23 protein-coding genes are annotated in these 21752 nt (G+C 68.7%); 10 read left to right on the plus strand and 13 right to left on the minus strand.

The window, feature by feature from the left end:
* From ACIRCZ_RS08290 to ACIRCZ_RS08315, 6 genes are all read right to left on the minus strand, one after another.
* Positions 1-1226: DUF11 domain-containing protein (locus tag ACIRCZ_RS08290; RefSeq protein ID WP_402851726.1), on the minus strand; the 1226-nt coding region annotated here is incomplete at its 3' end.
* Between the two features lie 572 nt (positions 1227-1798).
* Entirely contained in the window at positions 1799-3127 is a 1329-nt protein-coding gene (locus ACIRCZ_RS08295; protein ID WP_402851729.1) for an MFS transporter, read from the minus strand.
* Positions 3124-3741: a helix-turn-helix domain-containing protein gene (locus ACIRCZ_RS08300; protein WP_402851732.1), complete on the minus strand. Its 618-nt coding sequence runs from the start codon at positions 3739-3741 to the stop codon at positions 3124-3126. Before ACIRCZ_RS08300 ends, ACIRCZ_RS08295 begins: the two co-directional genes overlap by 4 nt.
* Before the next feature lie 57 nt (positions 3742-3798).
* Positions 3799-4140 carry a hypothetical protein gene (locus ACIRCZ_RS08305; RefSeq protein WP_055898752.1) on the minus strand — a complete coding sequence of 114 codons (342 nt, stop codon included), beginning with the start codon at positions 4138-4140 and terminating at the stop codon, positions 3799-3801.
* Positions 4137-4730: a hypothetical protein gene (locus tag ACIRCZ_RS08310; RefSeq protein ID WP_402851736.1), complete on the minus strand. Its 594-nt coding sequence runs from the start codon at positions 4728-4730 to the stop codon at positions 4137-4139. The genes ACIRCZ_RS08305 and ACIRCZ_RS08310 overlap by 4 nt, the downstream gene beginning before the upstream one ends.
* Positions 4727-5290, minus strand: a complete 564-nt coding sequence (locus ACIRCZ_RS08315) for an RNA polymerase sigma factor (protein ID WP_055898749.1) — start codon at positions 5288-5290, stop codon at positions 4727-4729. Before ACIRCZ_RS08315 ends, ACIRCZ_RS08310 begins: the two co-directional genes overlap by 4 nt.
* A gap of 196 nt (positions 5291-5486) precedes the next feature.
* Here ACIRCZ_RS08315 and ACIRCZ_RS08320 point away from each other — a divergent pair, with 196 nt between their 5' ends.
* From ACIRCZ_RS08320 to ACIRCZ_RS08345, 6 genes are read left to right on the plus strand one after another with little or no spacing between them, the layout of a single operon-like run.
* The gene (locus ACIRCZ_RS08320; protein ID WP_402851739.1) at positions 5487-5906 is read left to right on the plus strand and encodes an Asp23/Gls24 family envelope stress response protein; all 420 of its coding nucleotides are present in this window, start codon (positions 5487-5489) and stop codon (positions 5904-5906) included.
* Positions 5903-6094, plus strand: coding sequence for a hypothetical protein (locus ACIRCZ_RS08325; protein WP_055898743.1), 192 nt, complete (start codon positions 5903-5905; stop codon positions 6092-6094). Before ACIRCZ_RS08320 ends, ACIRCZ_RS08325 begins: the two co-directional genes overlap by 4 nt.
* Positions 6091-6420 (plus strand): hypothetical protein, encoded by a 330-nt coding sequence (locus ACIRCZ_RS08330; protein ID WP_402851742.1) that lies wholly within the window; start codon positions 6091-6093, stop codon positions 6418-6420. The genes ACIRCZ_RS08325 and ACIRCZ_RS08330 overlap by 4 nt, the downstream gene beginning before the upstream one ends.
* A complete protein-coding gene (locus tag ACIRCZ_RS08335) occupies positions 6417-7007 on the plus strand; it encodes a DUF6286 domain-containing protein (protein WP_402851745.1) in 591 nt (196 codons plus the stop codon). Before ACIRCZ_RS08330 ends, ACIRCZ_RS08335 begins: the two co-directional genes overlap by 4 nt.
* Positions 7004-7633, plus strand: a complete 630-nt coding sequence (locus ACIRCZ_RS08340) for a hypothetical protein (RefSeq protein WP_402851747.1) — start codon at positions 7004-7006, stop codon at positions 7631-7633. The genes ACIRCZ_RS08335 and ACIRCZ_RS08340 overlap by 4 nt, the downstream gene beginning before the upstream one ends.
* A 23-nt stretch (positions 7634-7656) precedes the next feature.
* Complete coding sequence (locus tag ACIRCZ_RS08345; RefSeq protein ID WP_055898732.1) at positions 7657-7830, plus strand: CsbD family protein; 174 nt, start codon at positions 7657-7659, stop codon at positions 7828-7830.
* Positions 7831-7897: 67 nt separating this feature from the next.
* Here the strand turns inward: ACIRCZ_RS08345 and ACIRCZ_RS08350 are convergent, their stop codons facing one another.
* A complete protein-coding gene (locus tag ACIRCZ_RS08350) occupies positions 7898-9721 on the minus strand; it encodes a glycoside hydrolase family 3 protein (protein WP_402851751.1) in 1824 nt (607 codons plus the stop codon).
* 2 nt (positions 9722-9723) lie between these two features.
* On the minus strand, positions 9724-11037 hold the full coding sequence (locus tag ACIRCZ_RS08355; RefSeq protein ID WP_402851754.1) for an MFS transporter: 1314 nt from the start codon (positions 11035-11037) through the stop codon (positions 9724-9726).
* A gap of 141 nt (positions 11038-11178) precedes the next feature.
* Between ACIRCZ_RS08355 and ACIRCZ_RS08360 the strand changes: the two genes are divergently transcribed.
* Together ACIRCZ_RS08360 and ACIRCZ_RS08365 are read left to right on the plus strand one after the other, a co-directional pair.
* On the plus strand, positions 11179-12426 hold the full coding sequence (locus ACIRCZ_RS08360) for a TetR/AcrR family transcriptional regulator (protein ID WP_402851756.1): 1248 nt from the start codon (positions 11179-11181) through the stop codon (positions 12424-12426).
* A gap of 59 nt (positions 12427-12485) precedes the next feature.
* Positions 12486-12980, plus strand: coding sequence for a hypothetical protein (locus tag ACIRCZ_RS08365; protein ID WP_402851759.1), 495 nt, complete (start codon positions 12486-12488; stop codon positions 12978-12980).
* A gap of 18 nt (positions 12981-12998) precedes the next feature.
* On the opposite strand, the gene aceB is transcribed toward ACIRCZ_RS08365, so the two are convergent.
* Positions 12999-14642 (minus strand): malate synthase A, encoded by a 1644-nt coding sequence (gene aceB / locus ACIRCZ_RS08370; protein WP_402851762.1) that lies wholly within the window; start codon positions 14640-14642, stop codon positions 12999-13001.
* Between the two features lie 10 nt (positions 14643-14652).
* Complete coding sequence (gene aceA, locus ACIRCZ_RS08375; protein WP_402851765.1) at positions 14653-15975, minus strand: isocitrate lyase; 1323 nt, start codon at positions 15973-15975, stop codon at positions 14653-14655.
* Between the two features lie 146 nt (positions 15976-16121).
* Here aceA and ACIRCZ_RS08380 point away from each other — a divergent pair, with 146 nt between their 5' ends.
* Entirely contained in the window at positions 16122-17594 is a 1473-nt protein-coding gene (locus tag ACIRCZ_RS08380; RefSeq protein WP_402851768.1) for a helix-turn-helix domain-containing protein, read from the plus strand.
* Between the two features lie 4 nt (positions 17595-17598).
* On the opposite strand, the gene ACIRCZ_RS08385 is transcribed toward ACIRCZ_RS08380, so the two are convergent.
* From ACIRCZ_RS08385 to ACIRCZ_RS08395, 3 genes are read right to left on the minus strand one after another with little or no spacing between them, the layout of a single operon-like run.
* A complete protein-coding gene (locus ACIRCZ_RS08385) occupies positions 17599-18390 on the minus strand; it encodes a glucosamine-6-phosphate deaminase (protein ID WP_402851771.1) in 792 nt (263 codons plus the stop codon).
* Entirely contained in the window at positions 18387-19745 is a 1359-nt protein-coding gene (locus tag ACIRCZ_RS08390; RefSeq protein ID WP_402851774.1) for a 6-phospho-beta-glucosidase, read from the minus strand. Before ACIRCZ_RS08390 ends, ACIRCZ_RS08385 begins: the two co-directional genes overlap by 4 nt.
* Positions 19742-20515, minus strand: coding sequence for a DeoR/GlpR family DNA-binding transcription regulator (locus ACIRCZ_RS08395; RefSeq protein WP_402851777.1), 774 nt, complete (start codon positions 20513-20515; stop codon positions 19742-19744). Before ACIRCZ_RS08395 ends, ACIRCZ_RS08390 begins: the two co-directional genes overlap by 4 nt.
* Before the next feature lie 182 nt (positions 20516-20697).
* On the opposite strand from ACIRCZ_RS08395, the gene ACIRCZ_RS08400 reads away from it, so the two are divergent.
* A complete protein-coding gene (locus tag ACIRCZ_RS08400) occupies positions 20698-21723 on the plus strand; it encodes a carbohydrate kinase family protein (RefSeq protein WP_402851780.1) in 1026 nt (341 codons plus the stop codon).
* The last annotated feature ends 29 nt before the right edge of the window (positions 21724-21752 follow it).

Consider the following 21752-nt stretch of genomic DNA (forward strand, 5'->3'; position numbering starts at 1 on the left):
TGAGCAGCCGGGTTCCCGTTCGCATCCGCCGCAGCCGACGCCGCCGCATTCGCATTCACGTCCGCATTCAGCGCTTGCACGGTGGTGTCAGAGGTGGCGCTGTTATTCGAAGCAATCGGATCGACCTCGTTGCCAGCAACTTGAACGTAATTCGTCAGGACCGTGGCCGTCGTCGGCGAAGGAGCCCTCACCTGATACCGCACCACCTGCGATCCACCAGCGGCGATCGGCGCCACATTGCACGCCAGCGCCCCAGAAACGGCCGAACAGTTGGCAGGCAGCTGGGTTACGCTCACTCCTGCTGGCAGCACGTCCTGAATCGTCGAACCCGACGAGTCTTCACCACTCTCATTCGTGACTGTCACCGCGTAGTCGATCAATCCGCCCGCTGCAACCAGCGGCGTCCCCGTCTTGGCGACGCTCAAATCTACGCTGACTTCATCCGCAGCCCGCGGCAGGATTATCGCGCCATTTCCGCTGTTAGAGGTCGGACCGCCTGGAGTTCGGGCCACAAGCGAGAATGTTGGCGAGTCCGAATTCGGGTCGCTCACACGGAATCGCACCGTCAATCCATTCGTATCGTCCGCAGCGCGCTGCACCAGCGATGCAATGTCTCCATTTGCATAGTTCCACATGCCGCGATCAGTTCTAAAAACCTGGTCTCCAAAGAAACCGTCCGGAAACGCGAACCGGGTCTGAACTCCCGTATACGGATCCATACGATTGATGGTGTAGGCGCCTGTCGACCAGAGATAGCCGTCCATATATACGAAGTCCGCGCCAACGTAGGCACTACTAACGTTACTGACCACCGTCGGCTGACCGTTCGAGAAGTCAATGGCAACGATGTGAGTGGTGTCCGGGGCGTAGATATCGTCAGTCAGGACGAAGAAGCGATCCTCGTCGACGCCGGCGCCGAACGCACCACCGATCGCGTACTCGTTCGTCGTGGGAAGTCCGCCAGGTCCCTGCCACATCCCTGGAAGGACGCCCAGCGGCTCGGCAACCCCGTCTGCGCCGATGCGAACCAAGCCTCCGCGGTTCTGGCCCGCAGCTCCCTGAATTCCGTAAAGGTATCCGTCGCCGCTCCACCCGCCCAGAGCCGAGTAGGACAGCTGCGGTACACCGATAGGGCTGAACTGCGCGCCATCGGGGGGCGACGCCCACAACTGTGTATCCGCAATCAAGCTATTGCTCTGCGAGACAAATGGAACGTTAAATGGCACTGGCGAAGCGGCAGCTGAAGCCGAGGGAAGCGTCGGCATACCTGAGACCAACGCCGCGGCCAAGGTGCTACCAGTCACCACCATCGCGGCGGACCGCCACGGTCGACGCCTACCACCCGCCTCAACACGTCCTGATTTTCTACCTAACAAACCGACACTCCAAGATATGGGAAGAATAGGCACAAGTTGTGCCCACGGGCTTAAGACCCCATCGGCACCCATCGGTAACGTGAGCCGCAGGAAAAGGTCGCGAGCAGGCACTTCGAGGAGCGCGAAGGCGCTCCCATAACGCACCGGGACGCTCTCGTTCTTGGGCCTGCGCACCCGGCACCACGACCAGGCCGCCGCGCTCTCCGGAATGGCGCAGTCCGTCGGCTATGACTCGCGGCCGCCGGTCCGATCGCCGCCGGCGTGTTGCACGACGCGACGGGCTGGTGGACACCTGTGCTCGCGATCTTCGTCGGACTGCTCGCCGTGTTCGCCGCGTTCGGCTGCCTCGCCGGCCGGGCACGGGTGATCGCCAACTGAACTCTCGCCCGCTCGCGCGGAGCGCCCGCGGTTTCGCGATACGGCTACGAACTTGCGAGTGCCGGCGGCGGCGTCCTGTCGAGACCGCGCCAGGCGGGGAAGACGAACGGTGCGAGGGTCATCAGGAGCATCGCCGCGCCGGTCAGCAGCAGGGCGGCGGTGAGGCCGACGGCGGCGGCGAGCGCTCCGCCGACCAGCGAGCCGAACGGGATGCCGACCCAAGCGCTCGCCTTGACAGCACCGAGGACGCGGGCGCGCATCCTGGGCGGGATGCGTTCGAACTGCACAGCGCCCACGATCGGGTTCAGGACGCCGCCGAGTGCGCCGCACACCACCGCCACGGCCAGGACAGCGGGGACGGACGACCAGGCGGCGAGCGCGAAGAACGGTGGAGCGCCGGACAGGACGGTGCAGCTCGCGTATGTGGCCCAGCGCGGCAGCCGGGGTCCGAGCCACGCTCCGAGCATCACGCCGATCAGGGCGCCCAGCCCGAGCGCACCGCCGATCAGCCCGAACGTCGCCGAGCCGTGGCCGCGGTCGCTGGCCCAGACCGGCAGGAGCACCGAGGTGAGCGCCTCATCCAGCAGGTTGGTGACTGCGACCATCGCGACGATCCCCAGCAGCAGCCGGTCGGTGCGGAGGAACCGCATCCCCTCGGCGAGTTGATGCGCGTAATCGCGCAGCCCGAGCGAACCGGTCGCCTCTTCCGGCTTCCCTGCGACCGCAGGGACCACAGACGCGACGATGACGACGGCGACGCAGAACGCCAGCGCATCGACAACGAGCACGCCGCCGGCTCCGACGAGGGCGACGAGCGCACCGCCGAGCGGCATGCCGACCAGGAGCGCACCGCGGCTACCTGCCGCGTACACGCCCGTCGCGCGCTCGATCGGCATCCGCGCCGCCTCGGCGACGACAGGGAGGAGCGGGGCGGTCGCAGCATCCGCAAGGCCCCGCGCCGCCCCCGACACCGCGACCAGGACCGCGAGCGGCCAGAACCCGGCGGAGGCACTGGCGGAGGCACCGGCGCGCGGACCGGCGGCGTGGAACGCGACGACGGCTGCCGCGACCCCGATCGCGACCGCGGCGATCGTGTTGCCCACCAGCATGGAGCGGCGCAGACCGGCACGGTCGACGAGCGGACCGGCGGTCGCCTGGAGGAGCACGTACGGCGCCAGCTGCGCGAACCCGACGACCCCCGTCAGGACGGCGCTGCCCGTCAGCTCCAGCACCAGCCAGGGAACGGCCACCGCGGCCATCGCGGTGCCCAGCCCCGAGGCGAAGCAGGCGCCGACCAGTCCGTGCAGCGCGAGCGTCCGCCGACGCTGCGGCCTGTCCGCCCCGTCGTCCCGCCCAGCGCCGGAGGGCATCATTCCGCCCGCTGGCTCTCAGGCACGAGCTGGAACGCGACATGAGCGCGCACGGTGCCAGGCGCATCCGGGGTGGCGGGATCGCGCCGGTAGCGCACGAGCAGCTCCTGCACCTCACTGCGCAGCGCACGCGCCTCGTCCGGCGTGAGCCGGAGCGGCAGGTCGGTCACCGTCCAGGGCGACTCGGCGAGCTCATCGACCTGACCGGCCACCGAGTCGATGAAGGCGATGGTGCGGCGGTGCGACTGCTCGGCGACCAGGCGGAGGAACTGCGCGGCCTGCTCGGTCGCGCCGGCCGTGTCGTGGCCGTCCGCGTCCTCCGGCATCCGGAAGGTGAACGACGTCGACCGTTTCGCCGCCTTCCACCACCGGTCTCTGCCCGTGCCCCGCTCGCTGTCCTCGACGATGAACCCGTGCTCGGCGAGCACCCGCAGGTGGTAGCTGAGCACCCCGGTGGACAACCCCAGCCGCTCCCCCAACCCGGTGGCGGTCGCCGGGCCGTCCGCCTGCAGCAGGTCGAGCAGCTGCAACCGGATGGGGTTCGCGAGGCCGCGCAGCGCGTTCGGCGTGAGGACGTCGTCACTGGCGGGGTCGATCCAGCCGGGGAGGGTGCTCATGCGAGAGAGTCTAATCGCAGAATTGATTCTGCAGAATAAATTCTGCGATTAGTTCGGTCACGCCCCGATCGTCGCCGCCGTGACGTCGATGACCGCGCCGGCGCGCCCGGACGACGCCGCCCACGCGCTCGCGACGTCGTAGACGCGGCGGCACACCTCCGCGGCAGGCTCCATACCGTCCACTCCGATCCGGATGCGGATGCGGTCCCCCGCAACCAGCACGTCCTCCTGCTGCACCGCTCCCGTCGTGAGAGCAGACCCGATCGCGGTGGCCACCTGGCCGAGCGGGCTGGCGGCCGGGTAGAGCGTGTCGACGCCGGGGACGGCGAGGATGCTGGAGGCCAGAGCGGCCGTCGACCCCTCGACGGAGGCGTCGTCCGCCGCGCGCGTCTCGCTCATCGTCCGTCCTTTCCCGTCCGCGACTCGCGCACGTCGGTGACGACCACATCCACGGAGGCGATGGTCAGCTCGGCATGCCTGCCGAGCTCGCCGATGACGGCCGCGCGCACCTCGTCGGCTGCGTTCGCCATGGATGCGCCGTAGCGCACCGAGATCTCCAGGTGGACCGCGATCGGCGCCCCAGGCGTTTCCACGTCGCCGTCCAGCCTGCACCGTCCGACGAGCACTCCGTCGATGCCGTCGCCGACGCTGCGGACGAGGGCGCGCACGGCGCCCTCGGTCAGGGCCAGATCGGCGGCGGGATCCGGATGGACGATGGGGATGCGGCGACCGGACTGCACATCCAGCCGGATGCCCGTGAGGATGCGGCCGACCCAGTCGTCGTCCGCCGGAGCAGCCGCGGCCTCCTCGTCGAGGAGGTCTCTCGTGGCTCGGCCGAGACGTTCCAGCGCCGTCAGCGCCGCACGGCACTCGGGAGAATCGTCGATCGCGGGATCGGCCGGCGTGCGACCTGCCGCCAGGTAGTCGCTCAGCTCGTCGAGAGTGTGCCCGTCGATCAGCTCGTCGGCGGGGAGCAGCGGATCGGTCATCGCCATTCCTCCATTTCGTCGAGCAGCTTCCTGCGGCCACGGGCCAGCTGTCCGCGCACGGTCGACACGGGGACGTCGAGCTCACGCGCTATGTCGTCGTAACTGTACTGTCCGACCTCGCGCAGCACCCAGCATCTCTTCTGCAACGGCGGCAACCGGTCCAGCGCCCGGCCGAGGGCTTCGGTAGCGGTGCGCGCCTCCGCGACCCTGCTCGGCTCCTCGCGGTCAGGTGTCGGCGCATCCAGCTCTGTCACATCGTCGTGCTCGTGGCGCGCGCGGATCCTGTCGATGCACCGTCTGCTCAGGATGCGCATCAGCCAGCTCCGGACGGCAGCGCCCTCCTGCAGTTCACCCAGCCGACGCCAGGCCGTGACGAACGTCTCCTGCACCACGTCGTCCGACTCGTACGTCGAGCCGAGCATCCTGGCCGCGTACGCGCGCATCAGCGGGCCGTGGCGGCGCACCAGCACCTCGAACGCGACCGTGTCGCCGTCCGCGGCGCGGCCGGCGAGGGTGTCGTCGGCCGCGTCCCACAGGTCGGACACGGTTGTCCTCGGCACGGCACCCCCTCGCTTCGACGGCCGCTCTTGAACGGCCGCACGCATCATGTTAGACAGGCGAACAGTACGCCAGGAAAGATTTTCGGAGTTTTCTGTACCGAAAGCGTGACGAACGGGCGCGGCCTCCCGTCCCAGGAGCACGAGTCACAGCAGTGACCGCAGCGGGAGATCCCTGCAGCAGACGGAAGGACCACGCATGGCGAACACAACGACCACCGCCGTATCGAACATCGGAGCGGCGCAGGGCAAGACCGTCATCAACGACGCGGTCGTGGCGAAGGTCGCGGGCATCGCTGCTCGTGAGGTGCCGGGGGTGTACGCCCTCGGCGGTGGAGCGGCCCGCGCGCTCGGAGCACTTCGCGACGCGATGAACAACACCGACCTCGGCCAGGGCATCAGCGTCGAGGTGGGCGAGACGCAGGTCGCCACCGACGTGACCATCGTCGCCGAGTACCCGGTGTCGCTGCAGAAGGTCGCGGCCGACGTGCGCGCGGCGATCACGCAGGCGATCGAACAGATCGTCGGACTCCAGGTGACAGAGGTCAACGTGACCATCAACGACGTGCACGTGCCGTCGGACGATGACGACGAGCAGCAGGAGGCGCGAGTCCAGTGACCTCCGCCAAGTTCGGCGTCCTGGTCGGCGGCGCTCTCGCCGTCGTCTGGGCCGCCTTCGGCTTCTGGGTGTTCGTCGGGGTGGCAGCAGCCATGCTCGTCGGGTACTTCGTCGCGCGGCTGGTCAGTGGCGACATCGACGTGGCACGTCTGACCGACGCGCTGCGCGGCCGCCGCTCCTCCTCATGACCGCGGGGCGCGACCGCATCGCGCCACGCGCGCTGGAACGCCTCGCCAGGGCCGTCGCCGCAGAGGCGCTCGGCGTGCGGATCGCCGACACGGCGGCGCGCGTCGTCGACTCCGCCGGCGCCATCGCCGTGCGCATCCAGTCACCCGTGGCGATGCCGCCGTTGCGCGACGGCACAGGCATCGGGGCGGGCACCGGCCTGACCGTCCGCCTCGCGGACGCCGCAGCCGACACCCGCGCACGGTTGGCGGAACTCACCGGCCTGGAGGTCACACGCGTCGACGTCCGCGCCACCGGCGCCGTCATCACGGAGAAGAGAGTGCGATGAGCGCAGCAGGTTCGATCGGTGCCGTGGATGCGCGGATCGTGCGCCGCGAGACCCACTCGCCGCGGTCGACGGCCGCCGTGATCACTGCGGTGGTCCTGGTTGTGGTGATCGCCTGGGTCGCGACAGAGTCGGTCCTGTTCCTCCTCGGACTGCGACCGCTGCTCGTCTCACCCAGAACGATGCTCACGGCGGTGACCGCGCTGCCGGACGCCCCGGTGGCGCTGCAGCTCGGCATCGCCGCGCTCGCCGCGCTGATCGGCGTCCTCCTGGTCTGCCTCGCGATACTCCCCGGCCGTCGGGCACGACGACGGCTCGCGGCGGACAACGCCATCGTGGTGGCCGATGACGACATGGTCGCGTCGGCACTCGCCCGCGTCGCGGCACGCACGGCCGGGGTGGCCGCCGACGCGGTGTCCGTGTCCCTCGGACGGCGTGCGGCCACGGTCCGAATCGTCCCCGTCTCCGGGAGCCGCGTCGACCGCGAGGCGGTGCGCAGCGCCGTCGTGGACGCCTTCGGACTCGCTGGTCCTGCACACCCGATCCGCGTCGCTGTGCTCGTCTCGCCGGAAGGAAGGGTCGGATCGTGAACAACACCAACCGCGCTCTCAATCGCACAGTCCTCGCGATCGCCGGGCTGGTCTCGCTCGCGATCGGCGCATCCATCGTCTGGATGCTCGTCGATCCGAACGCGCGCACCATCTGGCGAAGCACGGGCGGCACGGTGACCTCGTGGGCCGACGACGTGTTCGGCCGGCCGCTGTGGGCGGGCACGACGCTCAGCCTCGCCGCCGTGATCGCGCTCGTCGTCGCTCTCGTGCTCGTGGTCCTCCTGATCGCGTTCGCGTCTCGGCGGGGCGGAGGGTCGACAGGCACGGTGCTGCGTGCGCGCAGCGACGACGGCGAGATCTCGATCGACACCGCCATCCCGGCCGCTCTGCTCGCGGAGCGTCTCGCCGATGTGCCAGGGGTGGCGACCCTGACGGTCAGCGCATACCGGGTGCGTCGACAGCCGACCCTGAAACTCACCGTCAATTGCCGCAGGGGTGCAGCCCCGCGCACCGTCGTCGATGCCATCGACGACGCCGTCGTCCGGCTCGAGGGCGCGCTGGGCGCCCGTCCGATCGTCTACGCCCAGCTCACCGGAGGATTCCGCTCGCGGATCCATTCGCCCATCAGAGTCGACACGAGCACGACGACCGCCCGGTCGTCGTGACCATCACACAGAGGAGGAACAGCATGAGTGCAGCAGACAAGATCAAGAACACCGCTCAGGACCTGAAAGGCAAGGCGGAGGAAGCGATCGGCAAACTGACCGACGACGACAGCAAGGTCGCGGAGGGCAAGGCCGACCAGGCGGCGGCGAAGGCGAAGAACACCGTCGAAGACGTGAAGGACACCTTCCGCAAGTAGCTCAGGACGCACCAGCGGCGACGACTCTTCCGAGCCGTCGCCGCTGGTGCGTTTCCGTGGTGTCGCGTCAGTACGACAGTCCGTGCCCGAAGCGGAACAGCGGGTCCTTCGTGTCGAAGGGGACGTCCTCGCGGCTGGCCTCGACGGCGGCCATGCTCGACGGAAGGTCGAACGGCAGCTTGCCGAGCGGCTGTGCGGCACCGGTGAGCACGTCGAGGAGTGCCCTCGCGTTCGCGCCGTAGTCGGCGACGATCGCGGCGGGAGCGTCGACGATCGGCGTGAGGATCGCCGGGCGGTCGAGGTGGACGGCGACGATGGTCGGCACGGTCGCCGCGATCTCGCGGAGGTGGCTGACGGCCTCTTCCGTGAAGTCGAGCGAGCCCTGGTGGAAGAAGTTCTCGAACGTCGTCGCCCTGACCTCGAACGGGGCATGCGTCCTGACGATGGCGATGTCCGCATCCACCGGGGAGGCGACGACGGTGCCGTACTCGGCGGCGACGGCATGGTCGATCCCCTCGACATAGAGCCGCAGGCCGGTCGCGAGCGGCAGGACAGGCGCTCCGGACTCCCCCGCCGTGTTCGTCAGCACGGTGATCGAGGAGCGCTGCGCCGCCTCGCCCGCCGCGCGGAACTCCTCGGAGCCCACCAGCGCGGCGGCCTTCTTCGCGTCGACCATGGGCCGGTCGAACAGGCCGAGCCGGAACTTCTCGCGCAGCAGGCGACGCGCCGAGACATCGAGTCGCTGCTCGCTCACCTCGCCGCTGCGCACCAGGTCGAGGAGGAGCTCCGGGATGGCCTCCCCGCCGAACTGGTCGGCACCGGCATCCAGGATCTTCCGCATCCGCTCGCGCGGCGAGAGGTGCTCGACGCCCCAGGCGCGGGCGGGGAACGGCTGCCCCATGATCTCGGAGTCCGAGATCAGACCCCAGTCGGTGCAGACGATGCCGTCGAAGCCGTAGCGCTCGCGCAGCAGACCGGTGATCACGGACTTGTTGAAGCCGAAGCCGACCTCCTCGTGCTCGGTGCCGACGGGCATCCCGTAATACGGCATGATCTGGCTGGTGCCGGCCTCGAACGCCGCCTCGAACGGCTTGAGGTGCAGCTCGAACTGGCCGCCGGGGTAGACCTGCTCGCGACCGTACGCGAAGTGGGCGTCCTCGCCGTCCAGCTGCGGGCCGCCGCCAGGGAAGTGCTTGGTCATCGTCGCGACGGAGTCCGGTCCGAGCTCAGCGCCCTGGAAGCCGCGGATGTATGCGGCCCCCAGTCGCGAGGTGAGGTCGGCGTCCTCGCCGAACGTCGCGACCTGCCTGCCCCAGCGCGGCTCCGTCGCGAGGTCGATCTGCGGGTGCAGAGCCACACGGATGCCGACAGCGGCATATTCCTGGCGCGCGATGTCGCCGAACCGCTCCACGAGCGCTTCGTCCCTGATGGCCGCGAGACCGATCGTCTCCGGCCAGCTCGAGAACGGCCCGGCCATCATCCCCGCGAGAGGGTTGTCGCTGAACGAGTGCCGCGGGTCGCTGGAGATGGTCACAGGGATGCCGAGGCGGGTTCCCGCGGCGAGCTCCTGCAGCCTGTTGTGCCACTCGGCCATCAACTCGGCGGTCGGCGCCGAGCCGAGCACGTTGAAGTGCGTCATGCCCTTCCCGATGACGTACTCCTCGTTGGACGGCAGCCCGAACACCGGGTCGGCCGGCGCGAGCTCGCCGTCCTGACTCATGGTGATCATGGTCTGGAAGAACAGACCGGCCTTCTCCTCCAGGGTCATCTGGCCCAGCAGGTTCTCGACGCGCTCCTCGATGGGGAGCGATGCGTCGCGATAGGTCGGGTCGACGCCGGCTGCGGTGTCGGTGCCTTCCGCGGTGTCGGTGCTGTGTGCGGTGTCGGTCATTGTTACTTGACTCCCTTGATCTTGTAGACGAGCACGGCACCCGACAGCGCGACGAGCGCACCGAAGAGATACCAGAGGGTGTATCCGCCGAGCGCGGTGGTCGCGCCGAACGCGATCACGGCGGGGGCGATCGCCGGGGCGACCGACTGCGGAAGGGCGTTGGCGATGTTCAGCACCCCGAGGTCCTTGGCGGTGTCGGCCGGGTTGGGCAGCACCTGGGTGGCCAGAGCGGTGTCGACCGAGAGGAACGAGCCGGCGCCGAAGCCGATGATCGCCTGCGCGACCACCACGATCCCGATGCTCGGAGCGAAGGCGAGCACGACCAGGCCGACCACCATGATCAGGCCGGCAGCGGTCACGAACGGGCGGCGCTTGCCCACCCTGTCGGAGAGGATGCCGCCGAGCGGACCGGAGACGGCCATGGCGAGCATCGAGGCGAGGTTGGCCAGGAGGATGGTTCCGATGGCGTCCGCCTCGCTCAGGTGGAACTTCTCCGTGAGGTAGAACGGCAGGAAGGTCGCGATGCCGGCGTAGCCGAAGAAGATGAGGAACTTGGTGAGCCAGGTCCAGCCGAAGTCCTTGTGCTTCACCGGGTTGAAGACGAACGAGCCGAAGAAGTCCTTGACGCCGTAGCGCTCCGCCGGCCTCTGGGCGAGCACGCGGTCCTTCAGGGTGAAGACGAACACCAACACCAGCACCACAGCGATCACCGCGGGCACCACGAACCGGCTGACGTCGTCCGCCAGGAAGTTCACCAGGAAGCTTCCGCCGAGGATGCCGAGCGGGGTCGTCAGCCCGACGATGCCGGAGACCTTGCCACGACCGTTGACAGGGACCTGATCGGGGACGGTCGCTGTGGAGGCGGCGAGCACGCCGTTCAGCGACGCCTGCACGATGCACCAGGCGATCAGCACGATCCAGGTGCTCGTTGCGACGCCGATGAGCACGAACGCGGCCAGTCCCACGAGCACGCCGCCGAGCATCCATGGGCGGCGCATCCCGAACCGGGAGGCGGTGCGATCGGACAGGCGGCCGACGAGCGGGTTGCAGACCAGGGCGAACAGGGCGCCGACGCCCATGATCATCCCCAGCTGGCTGGTCGCCTCTGCCGGAGAGGAGGTGATGTGCTCGACCTTGAAGGCGAGCGAGACCATCACGGGGGTGAGGAGGGCGAGGTAGAGGCCGAAGTTCGAGATGGCGAGTCCGGCGATGTACCCGCGGGGCGCCTTCGCGGCCGAGGAGAGAGCCGGATCGGCCAGGAGAGTTTCGGGAAGCGCACCCGGCTGCAGCTCTGCTGCCGTGGACGACTCTGTCATGGTGTTCCTTTCGGTGAACCTGAGCCTTCGTCGGCTCGCGGATGAGCATACATCAAATTAGACCGACTGGTAACTGAAACCTGTCCGCTTGGTAACCGGCGTGTGAGAGGATGGTCTCCGACCGGTCGAGGGGAGCACGGGATGGGCGAGGTCGCGACACAGGACGCCGCTGCGCCCGTCGCGCGTTCAGAGGCAGCGCAGCAGACGCGGGCGGCGATCCTGGATGCGGCGGCGGCCCTCTTCGTCGATCGCGGCTTCGGCGCCGTCTCCCTGCGCGACATCGCCACGGCCGCCGGGCTGTCGCATCCCGGCGTGCTGCGGCACTTCGCCTCGAAGGACGAGATCCTCGACGCGGTGGTCGACGACCTGGAGCGGCAGAACCGGGCGTGGGTCGAGGCGAACGGTGTCGGCCTCGACCTCTACACGGAACTCGCCGCGCACAACGCGGACACCCCCGGATACACCGCGCTCTTCACGACGCTTGCCGGAGAGGCGACGCGGTCAGGGCACCCGGCGCACCAGCGTTTCCGCGAACGCCACCGCGAGCTCCGCGCGCTCTCGACGGCACAGTTCCAGGCAGCGCTGGATGACGGCGTGCTCCCGGCAGGCACCGACGTGGCCGGCGAAGCGGTGCGGCTCGCTGCGGCGTGGGACGGCCTCCAGCTCGTCTCCCTCTATCTCCCCGAACGGGTGGATGTGCCCACGATGGTCGACGCCCACATCCGCCGGCTGAGGGGGATGGCCGCCATGGAACCTGCCGCAGGCGCCCGACCGCCTCGACCGGACGGCGAGAGCTGGGCGAACGACACCGGATACGCACCGGGCAGAGCGAGGCGCGCGCGGATCATCGCTGACGCATCAGCGCTGTTCGCCGCCAGAGGGTTCCACGCGACGAGCGTCCGGGAGATCGCGGAGCGGGCCGGCATCGGCAAGTCGACGCTGCTGCACCACTTCTCGACCAAGGAAGACCTGCTCACCGCGGTGATCGCCCATCGCGACTCGTCGCGCGACGAACAGCTCGGCCTGGATTTCGCAACGGCCGACGCGTACACGCTGCTCCTCGACCTCCCGGAGAAGGCACGCGACGACACCCGCCGCGAGCCGGGACTGATCGAGCTGTACTCCGTGCTCTCCGCGGAGGCGGCAGCGCCTGCCCACCCTGCGCACGCGTACTTCGGGCGGAGATTCGAGCTCGGCATCGCGCGCTTCGCGGAGCTGTTCGCACGCGCTGCCGACGACGGCCACCTGACGGAGGGACTGGACCCAGAGAGCGAGGCCGTCTGGCTCATCGCGCTGTGGGACGGCCTGCAACTGCAGTGGCTGTACGACCCGGAGAGCGTCGACATCGGCGATCAGCTCGCGGCGCACCTCGCCCAACGGCTCCGCTGATCGGAGCGCATCCCGACGCCCCCTGGCGCACCGCAGCCGTGCGCGTACGATGACCGGACATGAACGCAACCGGATGGATCATCCTGATCGTGGTCGTGGTGGTGGTGATCGCGATCATTGTCGTGATCGCGATGACAGCAGGGCGCAGGCGCAAGCTCGACGCCGACCGGCACAAGGCGGAGGAGCTTCGCGTCGCAGCGCGCGACGACGACCTCGCCGCACGGGAACGTGAGGCGAAGGCCTCCCGCGCAGAGGCCGACGCCAAGGAAGCCGAGGTCGAGGCCGAGCGCAGGCGCAGGGAGGCAGAGGCCCACGCCTCCGAGGCCCGCGATGCCCGCGCATCGGTGGACGAGAAGCTGACCAGGGCCGACCAGGTCGACCCGGATGTGCGCACGGACCGGTCGGCGGAGCGCGCGGCGCCCGCTGAGCGCACGGAGCAGGTGGCGGATGGCGAGCGCCGCGAACCGCGCCACAGCGAGCCGCGCATCGACGTCGGCGGGCCGGAGACCGCGAACGGCGGGACCGATGTCCCGCCGCCGCGTCCCGCGCGCTGACGCCCCAGCGCGGACGAGCTAGCCCGCCAGCTCCAGCGCATCCACCCTGTCGCCCGCCTCGACCAGGAACCTGGCGTACGCCGGGATCGTCAGGAACGTCGGGAACTCCTCCGCGAGGCAGACCTCGTGGAGGAGTTCGGCCGCGTCCGCGAAGCGGTCGGAGTCTCCTCCGGCGCCGGCCGAGCGCCGGCGCGTCTCCTCGTCGATGAGCGCGGCGACGCGTTCGCGCGTGACCTCCGCGCCCTCCGAGGTGACCACGCGGTTGTCGATCCACTGGCGCAGCAGGGAGCGGGAGATCTCGGCGGTCGCCGCGTCCTCCATCAGCCCGTCGATGGCGACCGCTCCCGTGCCGCGCAGCCAGGCCTCGATGTAGCGGAGCGCGACGGAGACGTTCGAGCGCACGCCGGCGTCGGTGACCTCGCCGGCCGCCGAAGTGATGTCGAGCAGGTCGCGCTCCGTCACCTCGACGTCGTCTCGGAGTCTGCCGACCTGGTTCGGCCGGTCGCCGAGAACGGCGTCGAACTCGGCGAGCGCCGTCGGGATCAGGTCGGGATGCGCGACCCAGGTGCCGTCGAAGCCGTCGCCGGCCTCCCTGCGCTTGTCCTCCGCGACCTTCGCGAGTGCGTTCTGCGTCGCCTCAGGGTCGCGGCGATTCGGGATGAAGGCGCTCATCCCGCCGATGGCGTGCGCTCCCCGCTTGTGGCAGGTCGCGACCAGCAGCTCTGTGTATGCGCGCATGAACGGAACGGTCATCGTGATGCCGCTGCGGTCGCCGAACGCGAACCGCTTCCCTCTGCCCTCGAACGTCTTGATGATCGAGAAGATGTAGTCCCAGCGTCCGGCGTTGAGGCCAGCGCAGTGGTCCCGCAGCTCGTACAGGATCTCCTCCATCTCGAAGGCGGCGGGGATGGTCTCGATCAGGACCGTGGCCCTGACCGTGCCGACGGGCATCCCGATGCGCTGCTGCGCGAACACGAAGATGTCGTTCCACAGCCGCGCCTCCAGGTGCGACTCCAGCTTGGGCAGGTAGAAGTACGGCCCGCGGCCGGACGCGACCAGTTCGGCGGCGTTGTGCCAGAAGTACAGCCCTAAGTCGACGAGGGATGCGCTCGCCGGGGCGGTGCGACCCGACCGGTCGGTGAAGCTGAGGTGCTTCTCCACGAGGTGCCAGCCGCGCGGCCGCATGACGACGGTGGGCGTGAACTCCTGCGGCGTGGTGACCCGGTAGTCCTTGCCGTCGGCGCTGGTGAACGAGAGCTCGCCTCGCACAGCGCGTTGCAGGGTGCGCTGGCCGCCGACGATGTTCTCCCAGGTGGGGCTCGTGGCGTCCTCCAGGTCGGCCAGCCACACCCGTGCCCCCGAGTTGAGGGCGTTGATCGCCATCTTCGGGTCGGTGGGTCCAGTGATCTCGACGCGGCGGTCGGTGAGGCCGGGGCCGGCTCCCGCGACGCGCCAGGTCGGGTCTTCGCGGACCGAGGCCGTGGTGCTCAGGAACTTCGGGTCGCGGCCGTTGCCGACTAGAGCTCTGCGCTGCTGCCGTTCGGCGAGGAGCTCCTGGCGCCGCCCCGCGAACGCCTGGTGCAGGTGGTCGATGAAGGCGATCGCCTCCTGGGTGAGGATGTGGTCGGTGCCTGGAACGGCAGGACCGGTGATGTCGATCATGATTCTGTCCTTAGAACTGGTGCTGCTCGGTGGAGCCGACGAGGGCGAGGGTGGCACTGTCGGGGTTGAGCGCCGTCGCGATGCGGTCGAAGTATCCGGTGCCGACCTCCCGCTGGTGGCGGGTGGCCGTGTATCCGGCTGGCTCGGAGGCGAATTCGGCCTCCTGCAGGTCGACGTATGCGCTCATGTTGCGGGACGCGTAGTCCTTGGCGAGCGTGAACATCGAGTAGTTGAGGGCGTGGAAGCCCGCGAGGGTGATGAACTGGAAGGCGTAGCCGTACGAGGCGAGCTCGCGCTGGAACCGGGCGATGGTGTCGTCGTCGAGGTGCTTGCGCCAGTTGAAGGACGGCGAGCAGTTGTACGCCAGCTTCTTGCCGGGGAACTCCGCGTGCACGGCCTCGGCGAACCGGCGTGCGAGCTCCAGGTCAGGCTCGGCCGACTCCACCCAGAGCAGGTCGGCGTACGGCGCGTACGCCAGACCGCGGGCGATCACGGGTTCGATGCCGTTCGTCACCTCGTAGAAACCCTCGGCGGTGCGCGTTCCGGTGAGGAACGGCCGGTCGCGCTCGTCGTGGTCGCTGGTCAGCAGCGTGGCGGCGAGCGAGTCGGTGCGGGCGATCACGATGGTCGGCACCCCGGCGACGTCGGCGGCGAGGCGGGCGGCGTTGAGCGTCCGGATGTGCTGACCGGTCGGGATGAGCACCTTGCCTCCCATGTGCCCGCACTTCTTCTCGCTGGCGAGCTGGTCCTCCCAGTGAACGCCGGCCGCGCCCGCCTGGATCATCCCGTGCATCAGCTCGTAGGCGTTGAGCGGTCCACCGAACCCGGCCTCTGCGTCGGCGACGATCGGCGCCATCCAGTCGGAGACGGTGCCGCCCGTCCCCTCGATCTGGCCGGCGCGGAGCAGCGCGTTGTTGATGCGGCGCACGACCGCGGGAACGGAGTTCGCCGGGTAGAGGCTCTGGTCCGGGTACGTCTGACCGGACAGGTTGGCGTCCGCCGCGACCTGCCAGCCGGACAGGTAGATGGCCTCCAGACCGGCGCGCACCTGCTGCACCGCCTGGTTGCCGGTCAGTGCGCCGAGGGCGGCGATCCACTGCGCATCCTGGCCTGTTCCGTCGCGCTGGATGAGTTCCCAGAGCCGTTCGGCACCTCGGCGAGCGAGCGTCTGCTCCTCCCGGACGGGACCGCGGAGGGCCACGACGTCCTCGGCCGTGTAATCGCGGCGGATGCCGGACCAGCGCGGGTCCCCATCCCATTCCAGCCGGAGCTCGTCCGCGGTCTGGCTGGTGTCGCCCGGTCGCGCTGCGCCGGTGCTGTCGTGGATGCTCATCTGGACCTCCATCGGTCGTGGTCTGTGGTGCGTCGTTCGGTGGTGCGTTGTGTCGAGTGTGTGCCCGTCGCACAGCCCGCGAGCAGAATCGATGGACAGAAGTTCGGCCGTTCTTCTGTTTGCCAGAACTTCGGTGGAGTGTCAGCATGGCCTGCATGACCATCGCCGACGATGTGAACACCGACCAGGCGGGCGCGGATGCGCTCACGCTCGGTCGCCGGGTGCGGGCGTTCCGCATCCGGCAGGGGATGACGCTCGAAGCGCTCGCCGCGGCCATCGACCGCGCCCCGTCGCAGGTGTCGACCATCGAGAACGGCAACAGGGAACCCCGGCTGGCGCTGCTGCGCGCCATCGCCTCAGCGCTGGAGGTGAGCGTCGACGATCTCCTCGACCCTGAGCCGCCAGACGAGCGTTCCGCCCTGGAGATCGCGGTCGAGCGCGCACAACGCGGTTCGGTGTTCTCCGCCCTCGGAATCCAGCCGATGCGCGTGGGCAAGACGGTCCCGGATGCCACGCTGCAAGCGGTCCTCGCTCTCCACCAGGAGGTCGAGCGGCTGCACCGCGAGCGCGCGGCGACCCCCGAGGAGGCGCGCCGCGCGAACGCCGAGCTGCGCGCATCCATGAGGGCGAGAGACAACTACTTCGCCGACCTGGAGACCATCGCCGCCGACCTGCTCTCCGTCGCCGGCCACTCGGGAGGACCGGTCTCGCACCAGACGGTCACGGAGATGGCCGACCACCTCGGCTTCTCCCTGCACTATGTGGGCGACCTGCCGCACTCCACCCGCTCCGTCACCGACAAGCGCAACGGCCGCATCTACCTGCCCACCGAGCAGTCGGCCTCCCGGGACTCCCGCTCGCCCATCCTGCAGGCCTTCGCCTCCCAGCTCCTGGAGCACGACGAGCCCGGAAACTACGCGGAATTTCTCCGGCAGCGCATCGAGACCAACTACCTCACGGCGGCGCTCCTTCTGCCGGAGCGGGATGCGGTCGCCTTTCTCACCGAGGCCAAGAACTTCCGGCGCATCTCGATGGAGGACCTGCGGGATGCGTTCGCTGTCTCATACGAGACCGCCAGCCACCGCTTCACCAACCTCGCGACCGCCCGCCTCGGCATCCCCGTCCACTTCATGAAGGTGCACGAGTCCGGCACGATCATCAAGGCGTACGAGAACGACTCGGTGTCCTTCCCCTCCGACGCCCTCGGAGCGATCGAGGGCACCCCGGTCTGCCGCAGCTGGACGGCGCGCACGGTGTTCGACGTGCCGGACCGATTCAGCCCGTACTACCAGTACACCGACACGCCGCGCGGAACATTCTGGTGCACCTCCCGCATCGAGAAGGCGAAGGAGGGCGACTACTCGGTGAGCGTCGGCGTCCCCTTCGAGCACGTGAAGTGGTTCCGCGGCCGCGACACGAGCCACCGTGCGGTGTCGCGCTGCCCGGACGAGACCTGCTGCCGCCGCCCTCCGTCCGCACTGTCGGAGAAGTGGGAGGGGCAGTCCTGGCCGGCGGCGCGCACCCCGACGTCGCTGCTGGCGGCGCTGCCGACGGGGACGTTCCCCGGGGTGGATGCGAGCGAGGTGTACGACTTCCTGGAGCGGCACCAGCCGCGGTGAGTCCTCAGGGGTGGAACTCCATGACCATGCGTTCCGATAGATCTGGCGCCTCGAACGACGGGATGAGCCGCGCGGCGGCGCGGTCGAGGAAGACGGCTGCGCGAGGGTGCGTGCGCAGGAGAGTGGCAGGACAGTCGACCGAGATCTCGCCGGTCGACATGGCGAGGACCGCAGCCGCCTTCGCCTCCCCGGTGGCGATGACCACGAGAGAGCGCGCAGCGGCGATCGTAGCGAGTCCCTGCGTGATAGCGTGCGTCGGCACGTCATCTTCCTTGGGGAAGAAGCGCGCGTTGGCGTTCCTCGTCTCGGCAGCGAGTTGAACGACGCGCGTTTCCGAGTCGAACGGAGAGCCTGGCTCGTTGAATCCGAGATGACCATTGCCGCCGATGCCCAGGATCTGCACATCAATCCCGCCGGCGGCGACGATGGCGCGCTCATACCGTGCAGCCGCCGCGTGCGGATCGGGCGCGGAGCCGTCCGGCACATGCACGCGAGCGGCGTCGAGTCCGAGCGGGACGCTCACGGTTCTGTCCACGACACTGTGGTAGCTCTCCGGATGCGCTGGGTCGATGCCCACGTACTCGTCAAGAGCAAAGACCTCGAGATCGGAGAATACGCCAGGTGTCACTGTTCGCGCCAGGTGCCGATACAGGGGCTCGGGCGACGAGCCGGTGGCGACGCCGAGAACCGGACGCGTCGCGCTGCTGAGCGCGGCGGCGACGGCTTCCGCCGCCGCCGCGCCCGCAGCTTCGGCGTCGTCGAAGACCTCGAGCCGCAGCGAGAGCCCCCGTGTCATCGGTGGAGGACTGCCGCGACTTCGGGGATCCCCGCGATGTAGCCGTCGACGAGCTGCCGCGCAACTGTGACACTGTCTACCAGAGGGTGCAGGGCGAAGGCCGTGACGGCCTCCTCGCGCGAGCCGCTCGATGCAGCCGCGATGATGCCGCGCTCCACCTGCTTGATCTGGGACATCAGTCCGATCTGGTGCAGCGTCGGCGGGCTCGCGACGATCGGGTGCACACCGTTTGCGTCGACCATCGTCGGCAGTTCGACCACAGCATCGACCGGCAACCCCGGGATGGCCCCTCCGTTGCGCACATTCAGGATCATCGTCTGCCGCTCATTACGAGCGATCGCGTTCATCACGCCGAGTGCGACTCCCGCGTAGCCCTGATGAGAAGGATCGGGCTCGTGCTGCTTCTCCGTGATCGGCGCATCCTGAGTGCCCCCTGTCGCTTCGGCCATGTAGCTGGCACTACGTCGATCGACCGTCGCACGCCAGAGTTCGGCACGACCGGAGTCCAGCCCCTTGGCCTTCTCGTAGAATTCCGCCTGACTGACGGCGAGAAAGTCGCCTCTAGTCTTGCCAGACGCCTGGATCGCGTTCACGGCGTCCCTGGTGAAGTAGTAGTAGTAGAGGTACTCGTTGGGGATGACGCCGAGAGCGCGGATCCATTCGGTGCCGAACACCTGACCTTCCTCCAGGCCGGCGAGCAGTGCGGAGTCCCCCAGGAGCTCCGGCAGACGGTCGGTGCCGTCGTAGTGCAGACCACGGAGCCAGCCGAGGTGGTTGAGGCCGACATAGTCCAGCTGGACGCGGGTGTGGTCGAGGCCGAGCAGACTGGCCGCGCGGCGGCCGAGGCCGGACGGAGTGTCGCAGATGCCGAGGACGCGATCGCCCAGCTCGGCCTGCATGGCTTCGGTGATGATTCCTGCCGGATTGGTGAAGTTGAGCACGAAAGCGTTGGGAGCGAGCTCCTTGACCACTCGCGCGACCTCGAGCATCACCGGGAGCGTCCTGAGGGCGTACGCGAGGCCGCCCGGCCCCGTGGTCTCCTGTCCGAGCACGCCGCGGTCGAGTGCCACGTGCTCGTCGCATCTGCGACCCTCGAGCCCTCCGACGCGGATGGCGGCGAAGATGAAATCGCTGCCGGCGACGGCCGCTCGCAAGTCGGTGGTTGCGGTGACCGTCGGCGCGTCGGCGACGCCTTCGGCGAACTCGCTGAGGATCTGGGTCATCGTGCCGAGGCGTGCCTCGTCGACGTCGTACAGCGTCACCTCGTCTACACGCGGATCCCCCGCATCATGCAGGAGGGCTTGATAGATGTACGGGGTGCGGAATCCGCCTCCGCCGAGAATGCACAACTTCATGCGACGATCACCTCTCCGCCGGCGTGCCGGCACAGTTCAAGGGTTTCTTCCGGGGCGTTCTCAGTGGTGATCAGGACGTCGACATCGGCGACCGAACACAGGCGGAGCGCACCAGAACCGGGGAATTTGGCCTCGCTCGCGAGAAGAACGACCCGATCGCTGGATGCGATCATGCCCTGCTTGATCGGAGCCTCGACGGCCATGTTGTCGACGACGTGCCCGTTCGCACGAACGCCGGTACAGCTGAGGAAGAGAATGTCGGCGCTCACCTGGCTGAGAGCAAGTTCGGCGAGCGAGCCGACCAGGGAGCGATAGTTGCGCCGCACGACGCCACCGAGAAGGACGAGACGGACCGCGTTGTCGTCGCGCAGCTCGTCGAACACGGCGATGCTGGACGTGATCACCGTGATGTCGCGCCCTTTGAGTCGCCTGGCGATGAGCGGCGTCGTCGTGCCGATGTCGAGCAGAATCACCTGACCATCGCGCACCATCGCGGCCGCGGCGTCGGCGATGGCTGTCTTGAGGTGAAGGTCGGCCTCCGGAGCGTACGCTCCCTCGTCGCCTGGCTCCCCGTCTTCGACGGTGCTCCGCGGACGCAGGACCGCCCCGCCGTATGTGCGCGTGAGCTCGCCATTGCCGTCGAGAATCTCGAGGTCCCGCCTGATGGTGGACTCGCTCACTTGGAGGCTGCGCGCGAGGTCCCGCACCGATGCAGCTCCGTCGGCGCGCAGCGCGGACAGGATGCTGTCTTGTCGTTCCCGTAGAAGCATGCTGGTCATCCTAGCGTGCATTTGCGCGAAGATGCGCAAACTCTTCCATTTGTGCCTGACAGAATGACAGACCTTGTGCATTTACCCCAAAAGTGTGTCAGTATTCATGCTCATGTTCGCTCATTCGTGAGTATGACAGGACAACAGCCACCGATGGCCGCTCGCCGATGACGAGGAGTTCAGTGTTGAAAGCCCAGCAGGAACCGGGAAACGGGAACCTTTGCGCGCAGATCGATGCCTCGACGCGCCGCGATGTCCTGTTCGTCGGCGACACCTTCTGCGACCTGGTGTTCGCCGGTGTCGAAGCTCCCCGGCCTGGCCACGAAGTGTGGGCGAGCGGGTTCGCCATCGCGCTGGGCGGCGTCGCCACCCGCGCCGTTGCCGCCGCGCGGCTCGGGGCCGGCGCCGCGCTGCTCACCCGCTTGGGCGCGGATCCGCTCGGCAACCATCTCGCCGCCATGCTCGAATCGGAGCCACGGCTCGACACCACTCTCGTCGAGACCGTGGATGGCTGGCAGACCCCCGTCAGTGTCGCGATCACCAGTGAGGCCGACCGCTCCTTCATCACCTACCAGGAGCCACAGGCGGCTCATACGCTGTCGGAGGCTGGACTCGACTTCGGCGCTGTGCAGGTCAGCGTCGCCGACGGCGAGCTTCCCTTGTGGATCGCAGAGCTCCGCCGACGCGGCGCAGTCGTCTACGGCGGCGTCGGATGGGATGAGACAGGTGAATGGTCGCAGGACATCTTCGACCGACTCGTGAATGTCGACGTGTTCATCCCGAACGAGGACGAGGCTCTGCGGTACACCCGCACGGACGATCCCGTCGCCGCTGCCAAGAAGCTCGCAGAGCATGTTCCGCTCGCCGTCGTCACCAGGGGCGCCGACGGCGTCGTCGCTGTCGACGCTGTTACGGGGAGCGTCATCGAGGTGCCTGCACCGCGTGTGCGCGCCGTCGATCCGACAGGGGCAGGCGATGTGTTCGCCGCCGGCTTCATCGCCTCAGCCGCTGTGGCGCAGGACGGTGAGGACTGGAGCCTGCGCGACAGGGTCCGATTCGCAGCGCTCGCCGCATCCATCTCCGTCACCAGGCTCGGGGGCGCGTCCAGCGCGCCGAGCTTCGACGACGTCGTCGCGTTCGCAGACCACTTCGACCTCGACGATCGCGCATTTCTCGACCACCACCAGGCCGCCATCGCCTCCCGGTGATGCTGCAGCCCCCACCCCCAACGAAGGAG

This window comes from Leifsonia sp. NPDC102414 (assembly GCF_044765685.1).
Classification (GTDB): domain Bacteria; phylum Actinomycetota; class Actinomycetes; order Actinomycetales; family Microbacteriaceae; genus Leifsonia.